Origin of the sequence: Hyphomonas beringensis (assembly GCF_000682755.1) — a bacterium.
Classification (GTDB): Bacteria; Pseudomonadota; Alphaproteobacteria; order Caulobacterales; family Hyphomonadaceae; genus Hyphomonas; species Hyphomonas beringensis.
Genome location: NZ_AWFF01000076.1, coordinates 40,751 through 63,802, shown reverse-complemented (window position 1 = coordinate 63,802; position 23,052 = coordinate 40,751). Strand labels below are relative to the sequence as shown.

Here is a 23,052-nt window from a genome sequence, read left to right as displayed (position 1 = left end):
ACCCCTGTGGGGTATAAATGGTGGTCATGAACTTTGTTGTCGCAACTCTCGTGACTGTATTTTTCAGCCTGTCGCAGGTGCTCTGCGCGTGTCCCGTCGATATGTCGGCGACGAACAGCATGGCAACCGAGTTCACCGCTCATTCTCACCAGGCGCCCGCCGATGGGCCTGAGGCGCCCTGCGATGATGAGACTGATCACTGCAAGCTTCAGACAGCAACGGTCGCCCAAGCCGACAAGACGGCGAACCCGGTCCAGCACGTATCAGGCGATACGACGCCCATCGGGCTTGCTACACCCTCATGGCAACACGCATGGAAGCGCGTCGTCAATGTCCGCACGCCCTGGCCTGAGGTCCGAAGTTACCTGCTGCAACAAACGCCAGTCACATTAAAGGTGCGTTCCCTGAGCTGATTTCGTGCGTCGCTGCATTAGCAGCCCGATTGCATAAATTCACCTCACGGAGACGATTATGTTGAACAGACGACATATGCTGCAGACGGTGCTCGGCACCGGCGCAGCCTGGGGGGCAAGCAGCCTCCTGCCCGCTTGGGCAAAATCTTCCAGCAACGGAAACCTTGGTGTGCCCTCACTTTCGGGCACGCGCTTCGACCTCGAAATCGGGCAGTTCCCGGTCAGGCTCAACGGCAAAGTCGGTATGGCAACCGGAATCAATGGCACACTTCCCGGCCCGCTCTTGCGTTTGCGCGAGGGCGATGACGTTACAATGAACGTCACCAACCGGCTTGCCGAAGACACCTCGATCCATTGGCACGGACTGCTTGTCCCCTTCCATATGGACGGCGTGCCGGGCGTCAGCTTCCCGGGCATCAAACCGGGCGAAACGTTCAAATATCAGTTCAAGGTGCCGCAAAATGGCACTTACTGGTATCACTCCCATTCTGGTCTGCAGGAACAACTCGGCCATTACGGTCCGATCGTCATAGATCCGGCAGGTACAGATCCAGTGGCTTATGACCGGGAATATGTGCTCGTCCTCAGCGACTGGAGTTTCACGCATCCGCACCGGATCTTCGACAAGCTCAAGAAGAATGCCGAGAGCCTGAATTTCAACCGCCCGACCCTGTCGAACCCAACCGGGCTTGGCGGCATGTGGGGGCAGATGCGAATGAGCCCGCGCGATCTCGCAGACGTGACCGGCGAAACCTACACCTACCTGATCAATGGCCATTCGACGGCCGATAATTTCAATATGGTCTTCCAGCCGGGCGAGCGGGTTCGCCTGCGCATTATCAACGCCTCCGCCATGACCCTCTTCAATGTCCGCCTCCCGGGCTTGCCGATGACGGTGGTCCAGGCCGACGGTCTGAATGTCCAGCCGGTTGAGACCGACGAGTTCCAGATGGGCGTGGCCGAGACGTATGATGTCATCATCGCGCCGACCGAAGCGCGCGCCTACGCCTTTGTTGCCGAATCGATCGACCGCTCCGGCCAGGCCGTCGCCACGCTCGGCCCGCGTGCCGGTATGCGGGCCGATGCGCCTGCGCTTCGTCCCGTGCCCATGCTGACCATGCGGGACATGGGAATGGCCCATGGAGACATGGCGGGCATGTCAGGCATGGGGAGCATGGATCATGGTCCGGACACCGCGACGGCCGGGGACGACATGAAAGGCCACGACATGGGTGCCATGTCGATGATGCCCGATCCTCATGGTCCGGCGGTCCAGCCCGTCAAGATCGAAGCAGATATAGAGCGCGGCCCCGGTGTCGCAAAAGTATCAGGCATGACGATGAGCCGCTTGGGCGAACCCGGTCTCGGGCTTGATGATGTCCCCCACCGCACGCTCACCTATAACCAGCTTCGCGCGCTCGACATGAATGAGGACCATCGCCCGCCTGGCCGCGAAATTGTCATTCATCTGACGTCGAACATGGAACGCTACATGTGGTCGTTCGACGGTGTAAAATTCTCCGAGGTAACCGAGTCAATCAAGTTCTACGAGGGTGAACGTGTTCGCCTGACGCTCGTAAACGATACAATGATGCCACACCCGATCCATTTGCACGGCATGTTTTTCGATCTCGTGAATGGCGGTGGTCATCACATGCCTCGAAAGCACACAGTAACGGTCAAGCCTGCAGACAGGGTCAGCGTCGACATCACCGCAGAACATGTCGGTGACTGGGCGTTCCACTGCCATCTGCTTTACCACATGCACGCTGGCATGATGCAGGTCGTCAGCGTCATTCCGCCAGCAGACGATACGACACCAGCTGAAAAAATGCCGGCAGGTCAGATGAATATGCCCATGGACCATCACGGCATGAACCATGGGGAGGGAAAATCATGATGAAACAGAATTTGGCAGCCCCTCTCCTCCTCGGCTTCGCGCTCTACGCGACCGGCAGCGCGTTCGCGGAAGACACAAATCAAACCCCGCCCTGGGATCAGGCCGACGCCATCTACGGCGAGGATGCAATGGCGGAGGCTCGCCGGGACGTTCTTGCCGAAGGCGGAGACCAGAAGAGCTTCTACATCCTCTTCAACCAGCTCGAGGCTCAGATGTCTGACGAGGGCGACAGTTTGTACTGGAACGGACAGGCTTGGTATGGAGGCGATATCAACAAGCTCTGGTTCAAGAGCGAGGGCCGCGCCTCTCTGAATGGAGAGGGCGTGGATGACGCCGAGATCCAGGCGCTCTATTCCCGTGCGGTTGCGCCTTTCTGGAATGTTCAGGCGGGCGTTCGCTACGACATCGAACCGGATAGTCTCGCGCATGGGGTCGTCGCACTGAATGGTCTGGCGCCCTACTGGTTCGAAGTCGACGCTTCCGCCTTTCTCAGTGAAAAAGGCGATGTAACGGCCCGCATCGAGGCTGAATATGAGTTGCTCCTGACCCAGCGGTTGATCTTGCAGCCTCGGATCGAAGCAAATCTTTCCGCGCAGGACATACCGGAAAGGGAAACGGGCGCGGGACTTAGCACACTCGATGCCGGCTTGCGGCTTCGTTATGAAATCAGGAGGGAGTTTGCGCCTTATGTCGGCGTCGAATGGCAAAGCGCCTTCGGTGAGACACGCGACATGATCAAAGCCGCAGGCGGTGAAGGCGACGATATCGTCTTTCTCGTGGGCCTGCGGACCTGGTATTAGGAGAACAAGATGGGCGGTTTCATAGAACCCAATATTCACCCCGTGCTGGTGCATTTTACCTATGCCCTCGGCACATCTGCAGCCCTGGCATATGTGGCTGGCCTCCTCGTACCTGCAGGCCGCTGGCGCGACAGCCTTCGACCGGCCGCCGACTGGATGCTGGCATTGGCTGCCTTGGCGGTTCTGGCCACCATCGCGGCCGGGTTTCAGGCCTATTACAGCGTTGCTCACGATGCGCCGTCCCATGAAGCGATGACAACCCATCGCAACTGGGCTGTTCCCACGGGCCTCGCCTTACTGGCCCTCGCCGGTTGGCGCTGGCTGAGAAGGGCCTCGTCGCCCGGCCCGGTATTTGCGATCAGTGCCCTGGTGGTGGCAGGTCTTTTGACGGTTACAGCGTGGTGGGGAGGCACAATTGTCTACAAGTACGGACTTGGCGTGCAGACCCTTCCTGAAGCCAGCGGGCCAGGCCACGATCATGATCATGGCGGCGGAGCCGGTCATGGCGACCAAGGCACCGTAAATTCAACAGACGATCATCAAGACGCTCACGGAGCGCCTCCATCCGACACGATGGATGGATCATCGGCGAGCGGCGATGGACATGATCACGACCATACCGACGGTGCAGCTGATCGAGAAATGTCAGGCACGGTCCCCGCCGGACACGACAACTCCGACGGCCATCACGACACCAAACCGGTCTCGACTGATGAACAGGCGATCCTGGATATCATGGCCGCGATCGAAACCGGTTGGGAGACCGGCGATGGCGAACTGTTCCGACAGAACTTTCTCGACTGGTCAGGCGCCCGGTACTTTGAGTCAGGCGGCGAGAATACTGGCCTGCTCGACCTTGTCGAAAATCATGTCGAGCCCGAAAAAGATACCATTCCGGATCTCGAACTCGACTTCTCGAATATAGACGTGCAATTCGAGGGAAGTGACTTTGCATGGGCTGTCGCGGACACAGCGATCAGTGGAACGTTCAGCTCCAATGGCGAACGCCTGGAGCGTATCGGGAAACAAACGGTGCTGTTCCGCAAGGTCGCCGGCACCTGGCAGGTCATTCACACGCACTCGTCCTCCCGTGCGCCGCGATAAGGAGGAAATCCAAACTGCCGCTTGCCGGCCAAGTTGAAAAGCAACCGGCAAGCGGCGATGATATTGAATATACCCCCTAGGGGTATTATACTATGACTGTCCTACTTGCTCTTGCCTGGACCGCTGGAGGTCAGAATGAAAATTATCCCCGTCGGACACTCGCTGTCTCTGTTCCTGCTCGTCAGTTATTTGCTGTGCGTCGGCTGGGGGAGTGTGACGCCGTCCAGCCTTCACATGCATCCAGCATGGCAGGATCTACTGCCCGGATTTGAGTTTGGAACGCTGACTGGTTTCCTGATCGGCCTTGTCGAGAGCTATCTCTATGGCTGGTACATCGCCCTTCTGTTCGTTCCCTTGTTCAACTTCTTCAACCGAAACAGCAGCGCATAAAAGTGATGCATACCCTCATCCTGTGAAGCACTCCTGCTGAAAGAGTCAGAGCCATGACCAACGACACTTCTCACGCCCATTCCGGACATGCGTGCCATCACAACGATCAGGCCGCTCCAGAGAAGCCCGATGATGCCTATGACAAGGTTCCGATCGGCTATGCCGGCACCGTCTGGACCTGTCCCATGCATCCGCAGGTACGCGAAACTGCCAATACAGGCTGCCCGATCTGCGGCATGGCGCTCGAACCGGAAACGGTGACGGCCGAGCAGGATACCAGCGAACTGGATGACATGACGCGGCGCTTCTGGGTCGCCCTTGTCTTCTCGGCGCCACTGCTCGCCTTTGTCATGGGCGAAATGATTCCCGGCAGCCCGCTCAGGCACTGGATTGATCCGACATGGAGTGTCTGGCTTCAGGCCCTGATCGCGACTCCCGTTGTCGTTTGGGCCGGCTGGCCTTTCTTCGAGCGCGGCTGGCAATCCGTGAAGCGACGCAACCTCAACATGTTCACCCTGATCGCGATGGGCGTCGGCGTGGCCTATATTTATTCCCTGGTCGCAACATTCGCGCCCGGCATATTTCCCGATTCATTCCGTGGGCATGGCGGCGCGGTAGCAGTCTACTACGAGGCGGCCGCCGTCATCGTTACGCTGGTTTTACTTGGCCAGGTGCTCGAACTGCGCGCGCGCAACGCCACCTCAGGAGCCATTCGTGCACTGCTGGAGCTTGCCCCTGCTACTGCGCGCAGGATTGCTGACGATGGCAGCGAACAGGATGTCGATCTCGCGGATGTAAAGTCTGGCGACAAGCTGCGGGTCCGGCCAGGTGAGAAGATCCCGGTCGATGGCGAGGTCGTCGACGGCCATGGGTCGGTTGACGAGTCCATGGTCACCGGCGAACCCCTGCCCGTCGAAAAAGCCACTGGCGCCCGTGTGACCGGCGGCACGGTCAACGGAACCGGGTCGCTCGTTATGAAGGCGACACATGTGGGCGAAGACACGCTCTTGTCCCAGATTGTCCGAATGGTTGCCGCCGCTCAGCGGTCCCGAGCTCCAATCCAGCGGCTCGCTGATCTCGTCGCTGCCTGGTTCGTTCCGGCTGTTATTGGAATTGCGATCCTGACCTTTGTCGTGTGGGCCGTGTTCGGACCCGACCCGGCGATGGCTTTTGCGATCGTGAATGCCGTTGCCGTCCTGATCATCGCATGTCCCTGTGCGTTAGGTCTGGCAACCCCAATGTCGATCATGGTCGGCACGGGCAAGGGCGCGTCCAACGGCATCCTGATCAAGAATGCTGAAGCGTTGGAGACGCTTGAGAAGGTCGATACGATCGTGGTCGATAAGACCGGGACGTTGACGCTCGGACGTCCCGAACTGGTACGCGTCCAGCCAGGCGAAGGCTTCGACGAAGCCTCGTTGCTTAGTCTCGTAGCCGCGGTGGAACGTTTGAGCGAGCACCCACTTGCCGACGCGATCGTGCGTGGCGCAAAAGGCAAGGGCGCGCCTCACAAGGATGCGCACGGATTTGAATCCGTCACTGGCGAAGGTGCGCAGGCAAGCGTCGACGGCCAAACCGTCGCCATCGGCAACAGAAAGATGATGCAGCGGATCGGGGGCTGGTCTGACGACCTCGGGACACGCGCTGACCAGTACCGCACCGAAGGCCAGACGGTTATGTTCGCCGCCGTCGACGGAAAACCGGCAGGCCTTGTCTCTGTGGCGGACCCGATCAAGGAGACGACACCGGAAGCCATCAGACGTCTTCATGCCGAAGGGTTGAAGATTGTGATGTTGACAGGTGACAATGAGACGACAGCACGCGCGGTCGCCGACAAGGTCGGCATCGATGAGGTTCACGCCGACGTCTCGCCTGAAGACAAGCATCGGATCGTGTCCGAACTCCAGAAGAACGGTGCCCGCGTGGCCATGTGCGGTGACGGCATAAATGATGCGCCCGCGCTCGCTCAGGCGGATGTCGGAATCGCCATGGGAACCGGAACCGATGTGGCCATGGAGAGTGCCGGTGTAACGCTTGTGAAAGGCGATCTGATCGGGGTCGCAAAGGCCCGGGAGCTCAGCCACGCCACGATGCGCAACATCCGCCAGAACCTGTTCTTCGCGTTCTTCTACAATACGCTTGGCGTGCCGGTTGCCGCTGGCATTCTGTATCCCTTCTTCGGCTTGTTACTGAGCCCGATGATCGCGGCGGCCGCCATGAGTTTCAGCTCCGTATCTGTTATCGGCAACGCCTTGCGGCTGAGAACCCTTAAACTCTAATTTTCCGGAGCACAGACATGTCCAGACCACTTGCTATGAGCGCGCTCGGTGCGCTGATGATTGCAGCCCTGATAGCGGGTATGATGCTCTTCTCCGCGTCACCCACAGCCAACGCGCAAACAGTCACTGTACACAAGACGCCATGGTGCGGTTGCTGCGCCGCCTGGGTGGACCACCTGCATGACGAGGGTTTCGACGTCATCGTGAAAGAGGAAGAGGACCTGACACCCATTCGGTCACGGCTTGGTGTTCGGGATGAACTGATGAGTTGCCATACCGCAGAAGTCGCCGGATATGTCGTTGAAGGTCACGTTCCCGCTCGGGAAATACGACGCTTGCTCGAAGAAAAGCCTGACGTCAACGGCGTCTCGGTGCCCGGCATGCCGCAAGGCTCTCCCGGCATGGAAACACCGAACGCGCCAGATCGGTATGATGTCATCATCTTCTCTGGAGAGGATGCCAGGACATATGCCTCCTATCGGGGAACGCAATTGGTCTCCGAACCGGCAAGACCATGAGTGAGGATGACTACAAGCAAGGGTCACTGACGCTGGCGGGCACCGTCGCCATGGGGACGGGCGTGATGATCGGTGCCGGCATCTTTGCCCTGACCGGTCAGGTCGCTGAATTTGCAGGCGACCTGTTTCCGCTCGCCTTCCTCACGGCAGCCATCATCAGCGGCTTCAGCGCCTATTCCTATATCAAGGTCTCCAACAAGTATCCGAGCGCCGGCGGCATCGCGATGATACTCCAACGCGCTTACGGCCCGTCTACCGTGACTGGAAGCGCAGCCCTGCTGATGGCGTTCTCGATGATCATCAATGAAAGCCTGGTCGCCCGCACGTTCGGTGCGTACACGCTGCAGCTGTTTGGCGTCGAGGGCGGCATATTCGTCCCCTTGCTGGCAATCGGACTGATTATCCTGGCTTTCGTGATAAATATTGCCGGTAATCAGGTGATCGGCGGCGTATCGAAGGTCACGGCTATTCTCAAGATTGGTGGCATACTGATTTTCGCGCTTATTGCGATCTGGGCTGCCGGATTCAGCTTCCAGCCAGCAGCAGACGGTTTCGCTGACAGCACATCTGCCGGTGGGTTCCTGGCCGGCGTCGCGCTCGCCATCCTGGCCTATAAGGGATTCACCACCATCACGAACAGTGGCGACGAGGTGAAGGAACCGACCCGCAATGTCGGGCGGGCCATCATGATCTCGCTTGCGATCTGCACTTTCATCTATCTCCTTGTCTGTTTCGCTGTCGGATCAACCCTCACTGTCTCGGAGATTGTTGCGGCGAAGGACTATGCTCTCGCCGAAGCGGCCCGGCCAGCACTTGGAAACTATGGATTGTGGTTCACAGTAACGATTGCGATCATCGCGACAGCTTCAGGCCTGCTTGCCAGCTTGTTTGCCGTCTCTCGCATGCTCGCCATGCTGACCGACATGAACCTGATTCCGCATAGACATTTCGGCATGCCCGGAACGGTACAGCGTCATACGCTCGTCTATACGGTTGTGGCTGCCGGATTGCTCGCGGCTTTCTTCGATCTCAGTCGCATCGCTTCGCTTGGCGCAATCTTCTATCTGGTCATGGATATCATCATCCATTGGGGCGTCTTCCGGCATTTGAGACGGGATGTCGGCGCCGCACCCGCAATCCTTATCTGTGCGATGGCACTCGATGCCGTCGTCCTGATCGCCTTCATCGCCCTGAAGTGGCAAGCCGATCCAGTCATCATCATGATCGCGGCTTTCGGCATGGCTGCAGTCTTTTTATTCGAGCATTTCTTCCTGAAACGTCTTCGCGACAATCCTCCCGCAGAGGAGTCCGGAAACGACCAGCACAAAGCCCATTCATGATCATCGCAACCTTGATCGGACTGCTCACTTTTGTGCTGGCAAGCACAGTGCATTATCTCGCACTGGCGCATCTGCACCGACGCCTGAACCATGAAGCGCGTTCAGGTCTCCCGATCGTTGTTTCGGGTATCATTGGTGCAGGCCTGGCGCACCTCGCTGAGGCAGCGCTCTATGCAACCAGCTTTACGCTACTGGATGCCTTTGACTTGGGTGGTTTCAAGGGCGGCGAAGCGGACGGGTTCATGGACATATTCTATTTCTCCCTCGTCAACTACACATCGCTTGGGCTGGGCGATATCTATCCAACCGGACATTCGCGGTTCCTGGCGGGACTGGAATCACTCAATGGTTTCCTGCTGATTTCGTGCTCGGCATCCTTCATTTTCCTCCTGATGCGAAACCAAATGGATGGTCCAACTTCGGGCGGAATTCAAAAATCGGATTAACTCGGAACCTGTTCACACACTTCTCCGTTAGTCGTGGAAATACCCCACCACTGTATAAGGAGGATGTTGAAAGTGGATATGAAGAACAGTTATTGGCGGTTTGGAGCAATGATCATCACATCGGTGATCGTGATGTTTGGACTGATGTACCTCAACACCTATGCGTGGGAGCATGTTCGCTGGAGCGAAACGCGCTTCTACATGGCCTTCATCATGGGCGCCGCGATGGCCGTCGTGATGCTGAGCTTCATGCTCAACATGTACAAGGACAGCCGGATCAATTTCGGCATTTTCATTGGCGCTGCGGTCGTGTTCGTCCTGGCCCTCTGGCTGGTGCGCAGCCAGAGCACTGTCGACGACCGGTCCTACATGAAAGCGATGATCCCCCACCACTCCATTGCCATCATGACAAGTGAACGCGCCGGCATCGAGGATGTCCGCGTGCGCGAGCTTGCCGACGAGATCATCACGGCACAGCGCCGCGAGATCAAGGAAATGGAATGGCTGATTTCGGACATCGCGGAGAATGGCCCGGCATCGACGGAAAGCGAGGCGGCGAGCCGCCCCGTTCCTCCCTTTGAAGGCACGCTCAACCCAGACGACGCTGCCGGGGCAGCCATCGCCGAGGACTGACGCGCCTTCCACGTCCAGTCAGACCCATTCGATCCCGAAAAGGAGCGAAACAGAATGAGACTCCAAAAGATCAAGGCACAGGGCCTTGCCCACCTTTCCTATTTCCTTAGTGCCGATGGTGAAGCTGCGGTCATCGATCCGCGGCGCCTTCGCGGGCTGGTTGCTGCCAGGCGACAAACCGGTGCTGCTGGTAGCACGCGATGACGACCAGGCGGTCGATGCGGCCACCACGCTTCAGCGGATCGGCTTCGACAATGTGAGCGGATTTGTCAGCGGCGCCATGCCCGTGGCGGTCCAGAACGGCCCGCTCGACACACTCGACTTCGTCGATACCGAAACCGTCGCCGCGCGCGTAGACAACCCGCCGGCTGGCTGGACCCTGCTCGATGTCCGGGCCATCGACGAATATGAGAGCGGCCATATCAAGGACAGCAAGCACGCTTATGTCGGCAAGCTGCCTGATGCGGCCAGTGACCTCGACCCGGACAAACCGGTCACGACCATGTGCGGGAGCGGTGCACGTGCCACGATTGCCGCCTCGCAGCTTCTGCGGAAGAGGTTCTCGAACGTCGATGTCTATATCGGCTCGATGAAGGCGTGGAGCGCAGCTGGAAATGCCATTGAGTGATGACTGTCAGTCCATCTTGGGCTGAACCTTTCGTTTCTGACGCATAAAGAGACTGGAAATTGCTTCACGAGGTCCCCATATGGATACCCTGTATGGGGTATTTGCCATGAAGACTGAAACCAAAGAGGCCGCGACCCGGAGGCTTGCCCGCATCGAGGGACAAGTGCGCGGCATCACGAAGATGGTGTCCGACGATCGGTATTGTATTGATGTCATTCGTCAGGTGCAGGCTGTGAAGGCCGCGCTTGTCGGCCTCGAGGCCGTTATCCTGGATGACCATATCGCAACGTGTGTGGATCATGCCCTGACCGGAAGCAATGTCGATGACCGGCGTGAAAAGGTCGAGGAACTTGTTGCTGTGCTTGGTGGCCGCAAGAAGTAGCGGCCTCACAGTTTGTTGAAATGAAAGTTTTAATCTTTTCACGTATTTGAACAATGATGCAGTTTGTGACCCGCCTCCTGACACTGTTTGCCGCTGCCTTCATGGCGGCTCATCCGGTCATGGCGTGTCCATTGATGGTCGGGGCCTCCGAAACCGCGCCGACTGAAATGAGCAGCAATCATCCCTGTCATGACATGGCGATGGAAGCCATGGCCGACACCGGGCATACAGATCAGGCGTCATCGTCTGATTGCCCCGCGGGATACGACTGTGCACCCATGCTTATCCAGGCGCACAGTGACGCCAATCCAGTTGCACCTGTTGCGAATGTAGACGCAGAATTTGCTGCGGTTCTCGCTAACCCACCAAAGGCATTCCTGCCAGAGCGCGAAACACTAAAGACCGGGCCTCCACCTCGGCTGGATATCGTCCAGCACACGCCAATATCGCTAAAGCAGCGCTTCCTGAATTGAGAGCGATGACCTGCGGCTGCCACAGCAGCCCGTCGTCATCGTCTCACACAATTCAGAAGAGCCTGTTTTATCATGCCCCACATTTCGAGAATGCTGCTGGTCGCAGCGTTTGCCGCTGTGCCCCTGGCGGCGGTTGCCAGCGCTCAGAGCTTTGCCGAGCTTGAAGCCCGTCTCGAGGCCCATCCAAGCCTCTCCGCTCTCGGTTACGATGCCGAAGCCGACCGGGAGCGTGCTGTCGCCTCAACCGCACTCCCGGACCCCGTCGTATCCCTCGGGATCAACAACATTCCGATTTTCGATCCCTCATTCGACAGTTACTTGCCGACCAATAAAGCCGTTGGTATCCGGCAACAATTTCCGAGCTTCGCGGGCCGTGAAGCCCGCGCCGGTGAAGCCCGGGCGATGTCAGCACAGACCGAGGCGGTTCGCGATGCCCGTTATGCGGCCTTGCGCGCCGAACTCATCGCTTTTCTCGCTGACAAGACTAGACTGACCAGGCAGAGATCCCTCGCCGAAGCGCGAAACGCCAAATATGACGAGCTTGTCGACATTGTCGAGGCCGAGATCGACGCGGGCCGCCCGGCCGTCTATCGCCTTGCCGAAATTGAAAGCGAACGGGCAGAAGTTTCCCGGACGCTTGTTGATCTTGATCGGCAGGAAGCCGAGACCGATGCGCGCCTGATCGAACTCGTCGGACTGGTCCCTTCAACTGGCCTCCCTCCCCTGACTGAAAGAGACTGGTCCGGCGCAGCGCTTGAGTTCCATACCGTACGCATTGCCGACGCGGCCGTCCGCGTTACCGATTACGGTATCGACGAGGCCCGCGCGGCCTGGAAGCCAGAATGGGGGGCTCAGCTCACTTATCAACAGCGCGATGAAGGCGCGATGTTCGCGGGGGATGACTGGGTCTCCGGTATGGTGACTTTTACGGTTCCGCTCTGGGCCGAAAGGAAGCAGGCACCGAACTTGCGCGCCGCAAAGGCTGAGCGGGCCGGCGCCGAGCAACGCTACCAGGCTGCCGCACGGAATGCGGCGGCCCAGTATGCGTCCCGGGACGCCATTATCCGCGCGACCGATGCCAGTATCGACGTCCTGCAGGTCAAGATCGCTGCCGTCGAAGACGAAGTCGAGGCCCAGTTGATTACCTATGAATCCGGTGTTGGCGGCTATGCGCCGATCATTGACGGCGAGATCGCCATTCTCAAACTCCGGGCGGAAATCGAAGCTGAAACGGCCCGCAAGGCCGCTGCGATCGCACGCCTGAATGCCCTCCTGGTGACACAATGAAAAAGACATTCCTGATAATGGGCACCGCATCTGCCGCCCTCTTGCTCGCCGCATGCGGCGCACCGGGCGGATCACCGGGCGGCCAGGGTGAAAAACCGAACGCCTCGAGCGAGACGCAACGATACACCTGCCCCATGCACCCTCACTATATTTCGACCGATCCGGACGGCACCTGCCCGATCTGCGGCATGGACCTGGTGCCTGCCGACAAGGCCCAGGAACCAACGAGCTCAGCAGGCGAAATCCTTTACTACAAGCATCCCATGGGCAAGCCGGACACCTCGCCCGTTCCGAAAAAGGATTCCATGGGCATGGATTACATCCCGGTTTATGCCGATGGCACCGGATCGGGCGTGGCCGTCTCGCCGGAAATGATCCAGACCATGGGGATCCGGACAGCACCTGCCGAGACCGGGGATTTCAGCCGTGTACTGAGAGCCTTCGGCACGGTCGAGACCAATGAACGGCTCGAAAATGTTACCGTCTCGCGGCTAGAAGGCTGGATTGAGAATCTGGCGGTCAATGCCGAGGGCGACACCGTCCGCCCCGGCAGTCTCCTCTACCGGATCTACAGTCCGGACCTGATCGCCGCGCAGAAAGATTATCTGAACTCGTTCAAGATCGGCAACGAAGCGCGCATCGCGTCGGTTCGCCAACGCCTGCGCTCCCTTGGCATGCAGAATGCGGCCATCGACCGGCTGACCGAAACCCGCCAGGTCATTGAACGTGTTCCGGTTTACGCAGAAGCCGGCGGCACGGTTGCCGAGCTTCAGATCCGCAATGGCGACTATGTCAAACCCGGTACACCCATACTGCGCCTGCAATCCTATGCCGATGTCTGGGTCATTGCCTCTGTGCCGGAGAGCGACCTGCCGCTGGTGCAGGCAGGCATGCCGGCCGAACTCGATTTTCCGAGCGCGCCCGATGCCCCCGGCAAAGGCCAGGTCGACTATATCTATCCGACAATCGACCCGAAAACCCGTACAGCCGACGTCCGGATCGAAGTGGACAATGTGTCGGGCTATCTTCGCCCGGGCGCCTATGCGGACATAAGGCTGAATATCGGCGGCCGACCGCGTCTTTCGGTTCCGAGTGAAGCCATTCTACTTGGTAGCGAGGGCGCCCGTGTCGTCATCGCCGAGGGCAATGGCCGCTTCTCCGGACGCGCCGTGCAAACCGGCATTTCGGCCAATGGCCGGACCGAAATCCTGTCGGGTCTGGAAAGCGGCGACATGGTCGTCGCCAGCGGGCAGTTCCTGCTCGATAGCGAAGCCAACCTGAAAGAAGGCCTTGCCAAGCTGGAAGCTCCAGATGCGAGTGCGGCCAGTCCGGAAACACCGCTCTCCGATATACCGGTGGACAGTAAAGCCCTCGCCGAAATCGATCACTTCACTGACATGGCGCTCTACTTCCACGAGGCCCTGACAGACGGGTATGACATCGATCCGCTATTCGTGGACCCCGCCCTCGCCCTGGTGCCTGTGCTGCGGGACCGTTACGCGAACACGAAACTGGCACCGGTCATGGATGCTACGCAAACCGCTCTCGCCGCCGCGCAGGACGCCACGGACCGCGAAGACCTTGCCACACAACTCTCAGACCTGGTCGAGGCCTTGAAACCCTGGCTGCTGGAAGGCGCACCTCAGCATTACAGCGAGGCTGGTCTGGTGCTCTACCGGGACACCGCAACGGGCCGGTACTGGCTGCAGGAAGAAGCCAAACCGGCCAATCCGTACAGCGCAGATGGAGCTGAACGGATTGACTGGCCCAACCCGATGGCCGGCATGTCGATGACGACCAATGACGGCGAGACTGGCGCTGACCAGGCCCCTGGGCATTCGGGGGACGGTCATGACTGAACGAAACGACAGAGACCTCGCGGGGCAAGACCCCTCCAGATCATGGGTGGCAAAGCTGATCTCCTGGTCGGTTTCCAACCAGCTCATCGTCCTCATGCTCGCCGCTGCACTGGCTGTGACCGGGTGGATGGCGATCCAGCGCACGCCGCTCGATGCAGTGCCGGACCTGACAGATACCCAGGTCATTATTCGTACCGATTTTCCGGGCCAGAGCCCGCAGATTGTCGAGGACCTCGTCACCTATCCACTATCGACGAACCTTCTCGGTCTGCCGAAGACCAAGGATGTGCGCGGCTCCTCAATGTTCGGCACCAGTTTTGTCTATGTCATATTTGACGATGATGTTGACCTCTACTGGGCCCGCTCGCGCGTGCTCGAAGCCTTGTCCCGGCTGGGGTCTGAACTCCCGGAAGGCGCCGTACCGCAGATAGGACCGGATGCGACCGGCGTTGGCTGGGTCTATCAGTATGCCTTGGTCGACAAGACCGGCAAGACCGATCTCGCCGAGCTGCGTTCACTCCAGGACTGGTTCCTGAAACTCGAACTGGCCGGTGTGGAGGGGGTCTCTGAAGTCGCCTCGGTCGGCGGTTTTGTCAGGGAATACCAGGTTCTCCTCGATCCCAATCGCCTGAGAAGTTACGACCTGTCGATCACCCGTATCCGTGACGCGGTCCGCGCAGCCTCAAGCGAAGTCGGTGGCCGCGTGCTCGAACAGGGCGAAACGGAATATGTCATCCGCTCATCAGGCTATGTCGATGAGAAGCTTGATCTCGAACAGGTCGTGGTCAAGGCAGAGGATGGCACCCCCGTCCAGCTGAGCCATGTCGCCCGGATTGTCGAAGGCCCGGCCCTCCGGCGCGGCATTGTCGAACTCAATGGCGAAGGCGAAACGGTGTCCGGCATCGTGGTGATGCGCGATGGCGAGAATGCGCTGTCGGTGATCGAACGTGTGAAGGAGAAACTTGATAGTCTCCAGCGCGGCCTGCCGGAAGGTGTCGAGATTGTCACTGTGTATGACCGCGCGCCACTCATCGAGGGTTCGGTCGATTATCTGAAAGACAAGCTGATCGAGGAAGGCATCGCGGTTGCGCTCGTCATCCTGATCTTCCTCCTCCATGTAAGGTCATCTCTGGTTGCCATCATCACCTTGCCGCTCGGAGTGCTCGGCGCGTTCCTGATCATGTCCTGGCAAGGTGTCACAGCGAACATCATGTCACTTGGCGGGATCGCCATCGCGATCGGCGCCATGGTCGACGCCTCGATTGTGCTTGTCGAGAATGCCAGCCGGAAACTGGCGGATCTGGGACCGAAACCCGATCCGAGCGTGCGCCGCCAGGCGCTGGTCGAGTCGGCTCAGGAAGTCGGCCCCGGCATATTCTTTTCACTCCTCATCATCACGGTCTCCTTCCTGCCGGTCTTTGCCCTGACCGGTCAGAGCTTCAGGCTCTTCAGTCCTCTCGCCTATACCAAGACCTATGCGATGGCCTTCGCGGCCATTCTGTCGGTGACACTTGTCCCGGTTCTGATGCTGTACCTGATGCGGGGTCGGTTCCGGCGCGAGGAAGCCAATCCCCTGAACGCCTTCTTCGTCTGGGCCTACAAACCGCTGCTCCATCTAGCCCTGAGGTTCAAATGGATCACGGTCGCCCTTGCGCTCGCGCTGACGGCCAGTGTCATCGTGCCGGTCCAGAGGATCGGCTCGGAATTCATGCCGGCCCTTTATGAAGGCGAGCTCCTCTACATGCCGACCACCCTGCCCGGCGTGTCATCCACCAAGATGCGGGAGATTCTTGGCCAGACAAACCGCGTCATCAAGACCGTGCCAGAAGTCGATCGTGTCTTCGGCAAGGCCGGGCGCGCCGATACCGCAACCGATCCAGCGCCACTCACCATGATCGAAACATGGATCAAGCTGAAACCGAAGGAGGATTGGCGGCCAGGTGTGACGGTCGAGGACATCACCGATGAGCTCGATGCCAAGCTGCAAATGCCCGGCCTCGTGAATTCATGGGGCTATCCGATCAAGATTCGCATGGACATGGTTTCAACAGGTGTGCGCACGCCCATTGGCATCAAGGTTACCGGCGATGATCTGACAGAGATTGAGACCATTGCCCGGGACATAGAAGCGGCCATTTCGGACGTACCCGGAACGCGCTCGGCCTTCGCCGACAGGGTCATGGGCGGAAAATATCTCGAGATCACGCCGGATAGGGGCGAACTCGCCCGGCGGAATATCGACATGGCAGCCTTCCAGTCCGTGATCCAAACCGCCCTGGGCGGCATGACGCTCTCCCAGTCTGTCGAGGGCCGGGAACGCTATGACATCATCCTGCGCTATGATCGGCCATTTCGTGAGAGTGCCACAGACCTGGAAGAGATACTCGTGCCCGCCCCGTCCGGCGCCCATATCCCTCTCAGCGAACTGGCGGACATTTCCTATGCGGAAGGCCCGCCAATGATCCGATCGGAAAATGCCAGGCTGACTGGCTGGGTTTTCGTCGACATCGCGGACCGGGACATGGGCAGCTATGTTGCAGACGCCAGACAGGTGATTGCCAACGCCGTCGACCTGCCTGCGGGATATGCGGTGGAGTTCTCCGGACAGTATGAACAGATGCAGGAAGCGAATGCGCGGCTGAAAATCGCCATTCCAGCTGCGATTGCACTGATCTTCCTGCTGCTGATGCTACATTTCGGCCGGCTCGACCGGACCCTGATCATCATGGCCAGCCTGCCATTCGGCCTGGTCGGCGGAATGTGGGCCGTCTGGCTGGCAGGCTACAATCTGTCAGTTGCCGTCGCGGTCGGTTTCATCGCCCTGGGCGGCATCGCTGTCGAGACGGCCGTCGTGATGCTGCTCTATATCGACGCGGAAGTCCGAAAGGCGAACCCGTCTGACAGGAGCCAGCTTTTCGCAGCTGTCAGCAAGGGCGCGGCCATGCGCGTCAGGCCGAAGTTGATGACGGTCACGACCATTTTTGCAGGTCTTGCCCCGATCTTCCTGACCGACGGCCTCGGATCGGACGTCATGCGCCGGATTGCCCTGCCCATGCTTGGCGGCATGGCCTCAACCCTCATCCTCTCCCTGATCGTGATCCCGGCCATCTACTACATCCGGGTCGGGCTGCAGATTCCATCAGATTTACCCCGGGCCGAACCGGATAACCGGGCCGGCTCATTCACCCCCGAAGGAGAAAAACCATGACGAGACACCTGTTGAAAATTCAGCTTTTGTTTCCACTGCTTCTGAGTGGCGCCATGCTGCCGGCGGCCGCGCAGGATCGCTCATCAGGCAGAATGATGATCGACGGCGGCATGATGGGTGGCGGCCTGTTCGGCACGGTGTTCATGCTGCTTGCTGTGCTCCTCCTCCTGCTCGGGATCGCTGCCCTCATCAAATATCTGAGGTCGAAATAATAGTCCCGTGTCCATCCACCCTATTCCCCCGTCCCGGCGCGCATCGGGGGCCTCTGTTGAAAGCCGCGCCTGACAATCAAAAAGGAAGAAAACGATGAAAACCCTCGTCAGAAAGACAGCAGTCACAGGCGCAATCCTCGGACTGGCCCTGATTGGTCCGGCGCTCGCCCAGGAGGCCGGCATGAAAATGGACAGCATGAAAGACATGGACATGTCCGGCATGAGCTGCTGCGGCGACATGGCGCCCGGCTTTGGCGTCATTAACGGCGTCGATCTGGATGCCCGAACCGTCAATATTTCACACGATCCGATCAAGAAGATCGGCTGGGGTGAAATGACAATGGACTTCGAGGTCGGCGGAATGGTTGCGCTCGACAAATTCGAGAATGGCGACAACGTCCATTTCATGCTCAAGCAGGACGACAGCGACAATTATGATATCGCCATGATGATGCCGATCGGCGGCGATCCGGATGCTTTCAAACTATCCATGATGTCGATGATGAAAGGCAAAGGCATGATGGACTGCAACATGGGCGGACACGGATCCATGTCCGGCATGTCAGGCAAGGATCATGACGACACCGATCACTAGCCGGTCCTCTGTTTCAAGCAAAAAATTCGTAAATCAGGTTCCGGCCGCGTTCCGCGGCCGGAATGCCTGCGTCTCCCGATTAGTTCACCAGGAAATCCCAATGACTCAAAGAATTCTGATTACCGCCTTCTTGTTAGGTTCCGTTTCCCTGACAGCCTGCAGTGACCCCGAAAGCCGAACGCCGCCAGCATCCGGCCCTGCGGACCAGACCAGGCCTGAACCGTTCGAACAGGCAGATGAAGCTATGCCCGGCGATACTGGACGGGCCACGGGCAGGATCACATCCCTTGATCGCGACGACGGCCGGGTCACCATCGACCATGGCCCTTTCGAAGGCATCGCCATGGGCGCGATGACCATGAGTTTCGCTTTAATGGGCGATGTTGAGCTGACTGACCTCTCTGAAGGCGATGACGTGATCTTCCAGGTCAAACGGGGCCGGGACGGTTCTCATCGCATCATGGAAATTTGCAGCATTCCCGCGAATGGCCGCGACTGCCCGGACCAAGAAACGATTTATCCGGACAACCCTCCAGATCAGTAAGGCGGCATACTCCGGCACTGTCCCCGATCGAGCTAAAGGGAAGACGATAAAGACCCGTTTCGCCATAGCGTCAAACTGGCATGCGCGGACCAAAAAGAATAACCGCAGCCCCGATCAGACAGGTTACAACCCCTATCAGATCCCAGCGGTCGGGACGAATCCCCTCAATGGTCCATAGCCAGATGAGCGAGGAAGTTATGTAAACCCCACCATAGGCGGCATAGGCGCGCCCGGCTGCAGACGCTTCCACCAGTGTCAGCAGCCAAGCGAATACAACAAGGGATATCATCCCCGGAACCAGCCAGAAAGCGGACTTTCCAAGCCGCAGCCAGGCCCAGAATGCAAAACAACCGGCAATTTCGGCGGTTGCCGCGCCAGCATAGATCAACAACGTCGCGCGAATATCCATGGCTGGGACGTTTCCTGATCTGGCTGGACTGGCGAGGCCCCGTTGCGGTTAAAATTGGTTTCAGCCTGCGCAGCATGAAAGCTTCGCCACGTCCTTGTCGAACGTCTGTGCCGCCAATTTCAACCCTTCAACAGTTGTCAGGTATGGAAAAATTGTCTCGCCAAGCGCCTTGCTCGTCATGCCGAACTTCAACGCCATAGCCAGCGTCTGAATCGCATCAGACCCTTCGGGCGCCGCGATCTGTCCGCCCAGGAGGCGGTCGGTCTTCGCATCCGCGACCAGCTTGATGACGCCGCGGGTATCGCGGGCGGCGGCGGCGCGTGCCACGTGGTCCAGCGTCAGCACGCTGGCCTTGACGTCATGACCGGCTGCCTTCGCCTGCACCTCGGAAAGGCCGACGCCGGCGACCTGCGGATCGGTGAACACGACCCAGGGCATGGCCCCATTGTCATAGCGCAAATCCTGAAGCCCGAGCGCATTGTTGGCCGCCACCTTGGCCCCATAAGCGGCCATGTAGACGAACTGGTCGCGATCGGTGACATCACCCGCTGCCCAGACGCCAGGCCGCGTTGTGGCCATGTCGGCTCCGACCTTGATCGATCCACGCGCATCGGTCTCGATGCCGAACTCGCGCAAGCCGAGGTCTTCGGAATTGGCCACCCGGCCTGTGGTGGCCACAAGCCGCTGCGCGGAGAGGGTCACAGGCTTTCCACCCCGTTCGATTGTCAGCGTGACGCCGCCGTCACTCCGTCTCACCGATCGGTAGGACAGGCTGGTCTCGACCGCGACACCCTCAGCCTTCAACGCGTCGGTCAACGCCTTGGCCACTTCCGGTTCCACGCCGGGCAGAAGGCGCGAACGCGTGACCAGTGTAACCTTGACGCCCAGCCGCGACGCCATCTGCGCCAGTTCACAGCCAATATAGCCGCCGCCCAGTACCAGGATGCTTTCGGGCTGATCGGGCAGGCTGAGAAGGTCCCAGGAATCGAGCGCCTCCACGGTCTCGATCCCGTCAATTTCCGGCAAGAAAGGGCGCGAGCCGGTGGCGATTAGAACCTTCGGTGCAGCGATGATCCGCCCGCCGACCTCAATCCCGCCTTCGATCAGGCGTGCGGCACCTTTCTCAATATAGGTGATATTCTCATAGGAAGGCAGCAAATCGATATATTTTTTCTGGCGCATCTCGTCGACCAGTTCGGCCGTCCCCTTGACGACCGCTGACCAGTCCACGCTCTGCGCACAGGGCTCAATGCCCGGAAACCGTGCCGCCGCTGTACCAGCATGCACCGCTTCACCGGCCCGTATCATCGCCTTGGACGGCACGCAGCCGACATTGACGCAGGTGCCGCCGATGGTGCCATGTCCAACCATGGCCACGCGCCTGCCGGCCTCGGCCGCGCTAATCGAAGCCGAAAACCCGGCCGAGCCAGCACCTATGACGATGAGGTCATAGCTGTCGTCGCCGTTTTTATTGACGGAGCAGCAATCGCCTGTCTTTACGGTTTGATTCATTATTTCTTCCTTGGCTTGTGACCAGGCATGGCGACGCGGCCTCGATCAAGTATTCAAAATCACACCATCGACCCGATGTCGGAGGCGTGGCCGGGATCAGGTTGGGGCCGCTGTCGCCGCATTCGCCTGCGGCGAAGACCGCGGGATCGCTCGTACGCATCGATGTGTTCACCTGGATGCCCCGCCGAGTGCACTCGGCGCAGGCAGCTTCAAGGTTCAGCCTGTCCATTTTTGGTACCCGGCCGGGGCTGAGGCACATGCTCATTGATGCAAAACAAGAAGGTGTCGCAATGACGGTACCGGCCAGACCCGTTATCAGCAGTTTTCGGTCAGTCCATTTTGACATCAAAGTGAAAGCCTTGTGTGAAAATCTGACGATGTATGCGAACATCGACTGGCAGGTGCCTCATCAGGATATTCCAGATGCTGCGTGTTCAACCGTCCGTAACGCTTGCCGGGTATCCTACATCGGTTGAAGCCGCAGCGATCAGCTCAGGCGTTGTCGCCGCCGTATCGTAAACCACCTCTGCGGTCCTGGCCGCATAATCGATATCGACAGATTTAACGCCCTCGACACGCATCATCGCTTTCCTGACAGCAATCGGACATGTCGCGCAGGTCATGTTTCCGATCGTAAAACGGGCTGTCGCCTGTTCGACCTCCACCGAGGCATCCGGAGCATTCTGCGCGCCGGCGACTGCGAGCCCCCCCGCGAGTGCCAGACCTGCCAGTCCGGCGATCATCCATGTGCGTTTCATACTTGTCTCCCTGGCTAGTAAAATAACGGTGCCCATACATCGATGGTCAAGGCCGCCAGCACGACAAGCGCGCCGCTCCACAGGGCGACCTGCTTGACGACTGACGACTGCAAACGGGCGCAATAGCTACCATCCTCGCAGACACTGGTTTTTCGAAAATAGACATCCCAGAACCCAGCCGCGAGAAATCCGATCGCGACCAGAAGAAAAAGGGGCTTGTAGGGTTCCAGCGCCGTCAACTGGCCAATCCACGCTCCGGAAACACCGAGACTGATCAGCACAAGCGGCACGATGCAGCAGGATGATGCAAGGAATGCCCCCAGCGTGCCACCGGCAACAAGCCACCTTGAGCGACGCTCATTTGCTGGGCTGTTTTCCGTACCTGCCATGACCAGCTGTTCCCATTGCTTTATTGATCATGATCACGTTACGCTCTGTAGTTGGTACAGACACAAGTGGGTATTTCATCATGGCCATCACATCGCCGCGAGCAGCACTCAAACGGGCTGAACTGGCCGGGCGGCTCGGCTGCAATCTTGAAACGATCCGCTATTATGAAAAGATCGAATTGCTGCCCGAACCAGCCCGCACGGCAAGTGGCCACCGGCTGTATTCGAATGAAGATCAGGTACGACTGCGTTTCATATTGCGAGCCCGCAGCCTCGGCTTCTCCGTGGAAGATGTACGCTCGCTACTTGGCATCAATGATGGCAGGCCGAGCTGCGCGGAGGTCAGGGCGCTGGCAGAAGCACATCGGGGCGATATCCGTAAACGCATCGCCGATCTGAAGCAGATGGATCGACGGCTCGGCGAGATCATGGCTGGTTGCACCGGCGCTGAAACACCCGATTGCGCACTCACCGACAAACTGTTCGAAGATAGCTGACAAAAGGGGCTCCTGCATCTGCCGGAGATGCAATTGATGGACATCCACGACACCATCACCGCTCCGCATCGCCTCAATGACGGCACCGTTGTCAATGTCCGGCGGACTACCTAGCCACAACATGTGGATCGCCCGCCGATTTCGCGGAACGACAGGCAGAGAATGTTACCGCGATACCAATCGTCACGAACGGATCGAACAGTTTTCAGTCATAGATGAGGATGAGCGCGTCGCCCGCAACCACGGCTACAGATGCGAGTGCGTCGGACAGATTGTGAAGGAGGAGCGCCCGGATATTCACGCTCCCATTCTGCACCGAATAGATCAGGAGGGCTGTAAGCTCTGCAATGACCAGCGCAACACCGCCAAGAATAACGATCATCCAGCCACCAACGGCGGGCGGATCAGTGATTCGTATGACACTCTTATTGACCAGATGGCAATGGAGACCCGACGATCATCGCTCGCGGGATCAA

General features: G+C 59.0%; 25 protein-coding genes and 1 pseudogene. 20 read left to right on the top strand and 6 right to left on the bottom strand.

The features are described 5' to 3' along the window. Nucleotides 1-17 precede the first annotated feature (17 nt). The 19 genes from HY29_RS15725 to HY29_RS19765 all read left to right on the top strand — a co-directional run bounded on the left by HY29_RS15725 (nt 18) and on the right by HY29_RS19765 (nt 19,011). The gene (locus HY29_RS15725; protein WP_034798665.1) at nt 18-413 is read left to right on the top strand and encodes a hypothetical protein; all 396 of its coding nucleotides are present in this window, start codon (nt 18-20) and stop codon (nt 411-413) included. 58 nt (nt 414-471) lie between these two features. Further along, a complete protein-coding gene (locus HY29_RS15720; protein WP_034798664.1) occupies nt 472-2,313 on the top strand; it encodes a copper resistance system multicopper oxidase in 1,842 nt (613 codons plus the stop codon). After that, on the top strand, nt 2,310-3,113 hold the full coding sequence (locus HY29_RS15715) for a copper resistance protein B (RefSeq protein ID WP_034798662.1): 804 nt from the start codon (nt 2,310-2,312) through the stop codon (nt 3,111-3,113). Before HY29_RS15720 ends, HY29_RS15715 begins: the two co-directional genes overlap by 4 nt. 9 nt (nt 3,114-3,122) lie before the next feature. Further along, nucleotides 3,123-4,217, top strand: a complete 1,095-nt coding sequence (locus HY29_RS15710) for a DUF2231 domain-containing protein (protein WP_034798660.1) — start codon at nt 3,123-3,125, stop codon at nt 4,215-4,217. 135 nt (nt 4,218-4,352) lie between these two features. Then, on the top strand, nt 4,353-4,607 hold the full coding sequence (locus tag HY29_RS15705; RefSeq protein ID WP_034798659.1) for a hypothetical protein: 255 nt from the start codon (nt 4,353-4,355) through the stop codon (nt 4,605-4,607). 53 nt (nt 4,608-4,660) lie between these two features. After that, nucleotides 4,661-6,886 carry a copper-transporting P-type ATPase gene (locus tag HY29_RS15700; protein ID WP_034798657.1) on the top strand — a complete coding sequence of 742 codons (2,226 nt, stop codon included), beginning with the start codon at nt 4,661-4,663 and terminating at the stop codon, nt 6,884-6,886. A gap of 17 nt (nt 6,887-6,903) precedes the next feature. Further along, nucleotides 6,904-7,404 (top strand): DUF411 domain-containing protein, encoded by a 501-nt coding sequence (locus tag HY29_RS15695; protein WP_034798655.1) that lies wholly within the window; start codon nt 6,904-6,906, stop codon nt 7,402-7,404. Further along, the gene (locus tag HY29_RS15690) at nt 7,401-8,744 is read left to right on the top strand and encodes an APC family permease (RefSeq protein WP_034798653.1); all 1,344 of its coding nucleotides are present in this window, start codon (nt 7,401-7,403) and stop codon (nt 8,742-8,744) included. The genes HY29_RS15695 and HY29_RS15690 overlap by 4 nt, the downstream gene beginning before the upstream one ends. Further along, nucleotides 8,741-9,190 (top strand): ion channel, encoded by a 450-nt coding sequence (locus HY29_RS15685; protein ID WP_034798652.1) that lies wholly within the window; start codon nt 8,741-8,743, stop codon nt 9,188-9,190. The genes HY29_RS15690 and HY29_RS15685 overlap by 4 nt, the downstream gene beginning before the upstream one ends. Before the next feature lie 78 nt (nt 9,191-9,268). Then, nucleotides 9,269-9,823 carry a DUF305 domain-containing protein gene (locus HY29_RS15680; RefSeq protein ID WP_034798811.1) on the top strand — a complete coding sequence of 185 codons (555 nt, stop codon included), beginning with the start codon at nt 9,269-9,271 and terminating at the stop codon, nt 9,821-9,823. An 85-nt stretch (nt 9,824-9,908) separates the two neighbouring features. Beyond that, nucleotides 9,909-10,451: a rhodanese-like domain-containing protein gene (locus HY29_RS15675; protein ID WP_241765236.1), complete on the top strand. Its 543-nt coding sequence runs from the start codon at nt 9,909-9,911 to the stop codon at nt 10,449-10,451. 106 nt (nt 10,452-10,557) lie between these two features. Continuing rightward, nucleotides 10,558-10,833, top strand: coding sequence for a metal-sensitive transcriptional regulator (locus tag HY29_RS15670; protein WP_034798806.1), 276 nt, complete (start codon nt 10,558-10,560; stop codon nt 10,831-10,833). 56 nt (nt 10,834-10,889) lie between these two features. Beyond that, nucleotides 10,890-11,306: a hypothetical protein gene (locus HY29_RS15665; protein WP_198019773.1), complete on the top strand. Its 417-nt coding sequence runs from the start codon at nt 10,890-10,892 to the stop codon at nt 11,304-11,306. Between the two features lie 72 nt (nt 11,307-11,378). Next, nucleotides 11,379-12,593, top strand: coding sequence for a TolC family protein (locus HY29_RS15660; RefSeq protein WP_034798650.1), 1,215 nt, complete (start codon nt 11,379-11,381; stop codon nt 12,591-12,593). Beyond that, nucleotides 12,590-14,452 carry an efflux RND transporter periplasmic adaptor subunit gene (locus HY29_RS15655; protein ID WP_034798649.1) on the top strand — a complete coding sequence of 621 codons (1,863 nt, stop codon included), beginning with the start codon at nt 12,590-12,592 and terminating at the stop codon, nt 14,450-14,452. The genes HY29_RS15660 and HY29_RS15655 overlap by 4 nt, the downstream gene beginning before the upstream one ends. Beyond that, a complete protein-coding gene (locus tag HY29_RS15650) occupies nt 14,445-17,660 on the top strand; it encodes an efflux RND transporter permease subunit (protein ID WP_034798648.1) in 3,216 nt (1,071 codons plus the stop codon). The genes HY29_RS15655 and HY29_RS15650 overlap by 8 nt, the downstream gene beginning before the upstream one ends. Next, a complete protein-coding gene (locus tag HY29_RS15645; RefSeq protein WP_034798647.1) occupies nt 17,657-17,872 on the top strand; it encodes a hypothetical protein in 216 nt (71 codons plus the stop codon). The genes HY29_RS15650 and HY29_RS15645 overlap by 4 nt, the downstream gene beginning before the upstream one ends. A 94-nt stretch (nt 17,873-17,966) precedes the next feature. Beyond that, on the top strand, nt 17,967-18,467 hold the full coding sequence (locus HY29_RS15640) for a copper-binding protein (protein WP_013301491.1): 501 nt from the start codon (nt 17,967-17,969) through the stop codon (nt 18,465-18,467). Then, nucleotides 18,448-19,011: a copper-binding protein gene (locus tag HY29_RS19765; RefSeq protein WP_241765235.1), complete on the top strand. Its 564-nt coding sequence runs from the start codon at nt 18,448-18,450 to the stop codon at nt 19,009-19,011. Before HY29_RS15640 ends, HY29_RS19765 begins: the two co-directional genes overlap by 20 nt. 70 nt (nt 19,012-19,081) lie before the next feature. Here the strand turns inward: HY29_RS19765 and HY29_RS15630 are convergent, their stop codons facing one another. The 5 genes from HY29_RS15630 to HY29_RS15615 form a co-directional block, all read right to left on the bottom strand. Beyond that, nucleotides 19,082-19,420 (bottom strand): YnfA family protein, encoded by a 339-nt coding sequence (locus tag HY29_RS15630; RefSeq protein ID WP_013301493.1) that lies wholly within the window; start codon nt 19,418-19,420, stop codon nt 19,082-19,084. 60 nt (nt 19,421-19,480) lie between these two features. Then, entirely contained in the window at nt 19,481-20,932 is a 1,452-nt protein-coding gene (merA, locus tag HY29_RS15625) for a mercury(II) reductase (protein WP_034798644.1), read from the bottom strand. Beyond that, entirely contained in the window at nt 20,889-21,191 is a 303-nt protein-coding gene (locus HY29_RS19760; protein ID WP_256434990.1) for an FAD-dependent oxidoreductase, read from the bottom strand. Before HY29_RS19760 ends, merA begins: the two co-directional genes overlap by 44 nt. A 175-nt stretch (nt 21,192-21,366) precedes the next feature. Continuing rightward, the gene (locus HY29_RS15620) at nt 21,367-21,690 is read right to left on the bottom strand and encodes a heavy-metal-associated domain-containing protein (RefSeq protein WP_034798642.1); all 324 of its coding nucleotides are present in this window, start codon (nt 21,688-21,690) and stop codon (nt 21,367-21,369) included. Nucleotides 21,691-21,704: 14 nt separating this feature from the next. Further along, nucleotides 21,705-22,079, bottom strand: coding sequence for a mercuric transporter MerT family protein (locus HY29_RS15615; protein WP_034798640.1), 375 nt, complete (start codon nt 22,077-22,079; stop codon nt 21,705-21,707). A gap of 80 nt (nt 22,080-22,159) precedes the next feature. Here HY29_RS15615 and HY29_RS19645 point away from each other — a divergent pair, with 80 nt between their 5' ends. After that, nucleotides 22,160-22,576, top strand: a complete 417-nt coding sequence (locus HY29_RS19645) for a MerR family transcriptional regulator (RefSeq protein WP_034798637.1) — start codon at nt 22,160-22,162, stop codon at nt 22,574-22,576. 9 nt (nt 22,577-22,585) lie between these two features. Here the strand turns inward: HY29_RS19645 and HY29_RS19965 are convergent. Beyond that, nucleotides 22,586-22,991 (bottom strand): annotated as a pseudogene (locus HY29_RS19965) (cation efflux transmembrane domain-containing protein); the annotation flags it as partial. Nucleotides 22,992-23,052: the final 61 nt, after the last annotated feature.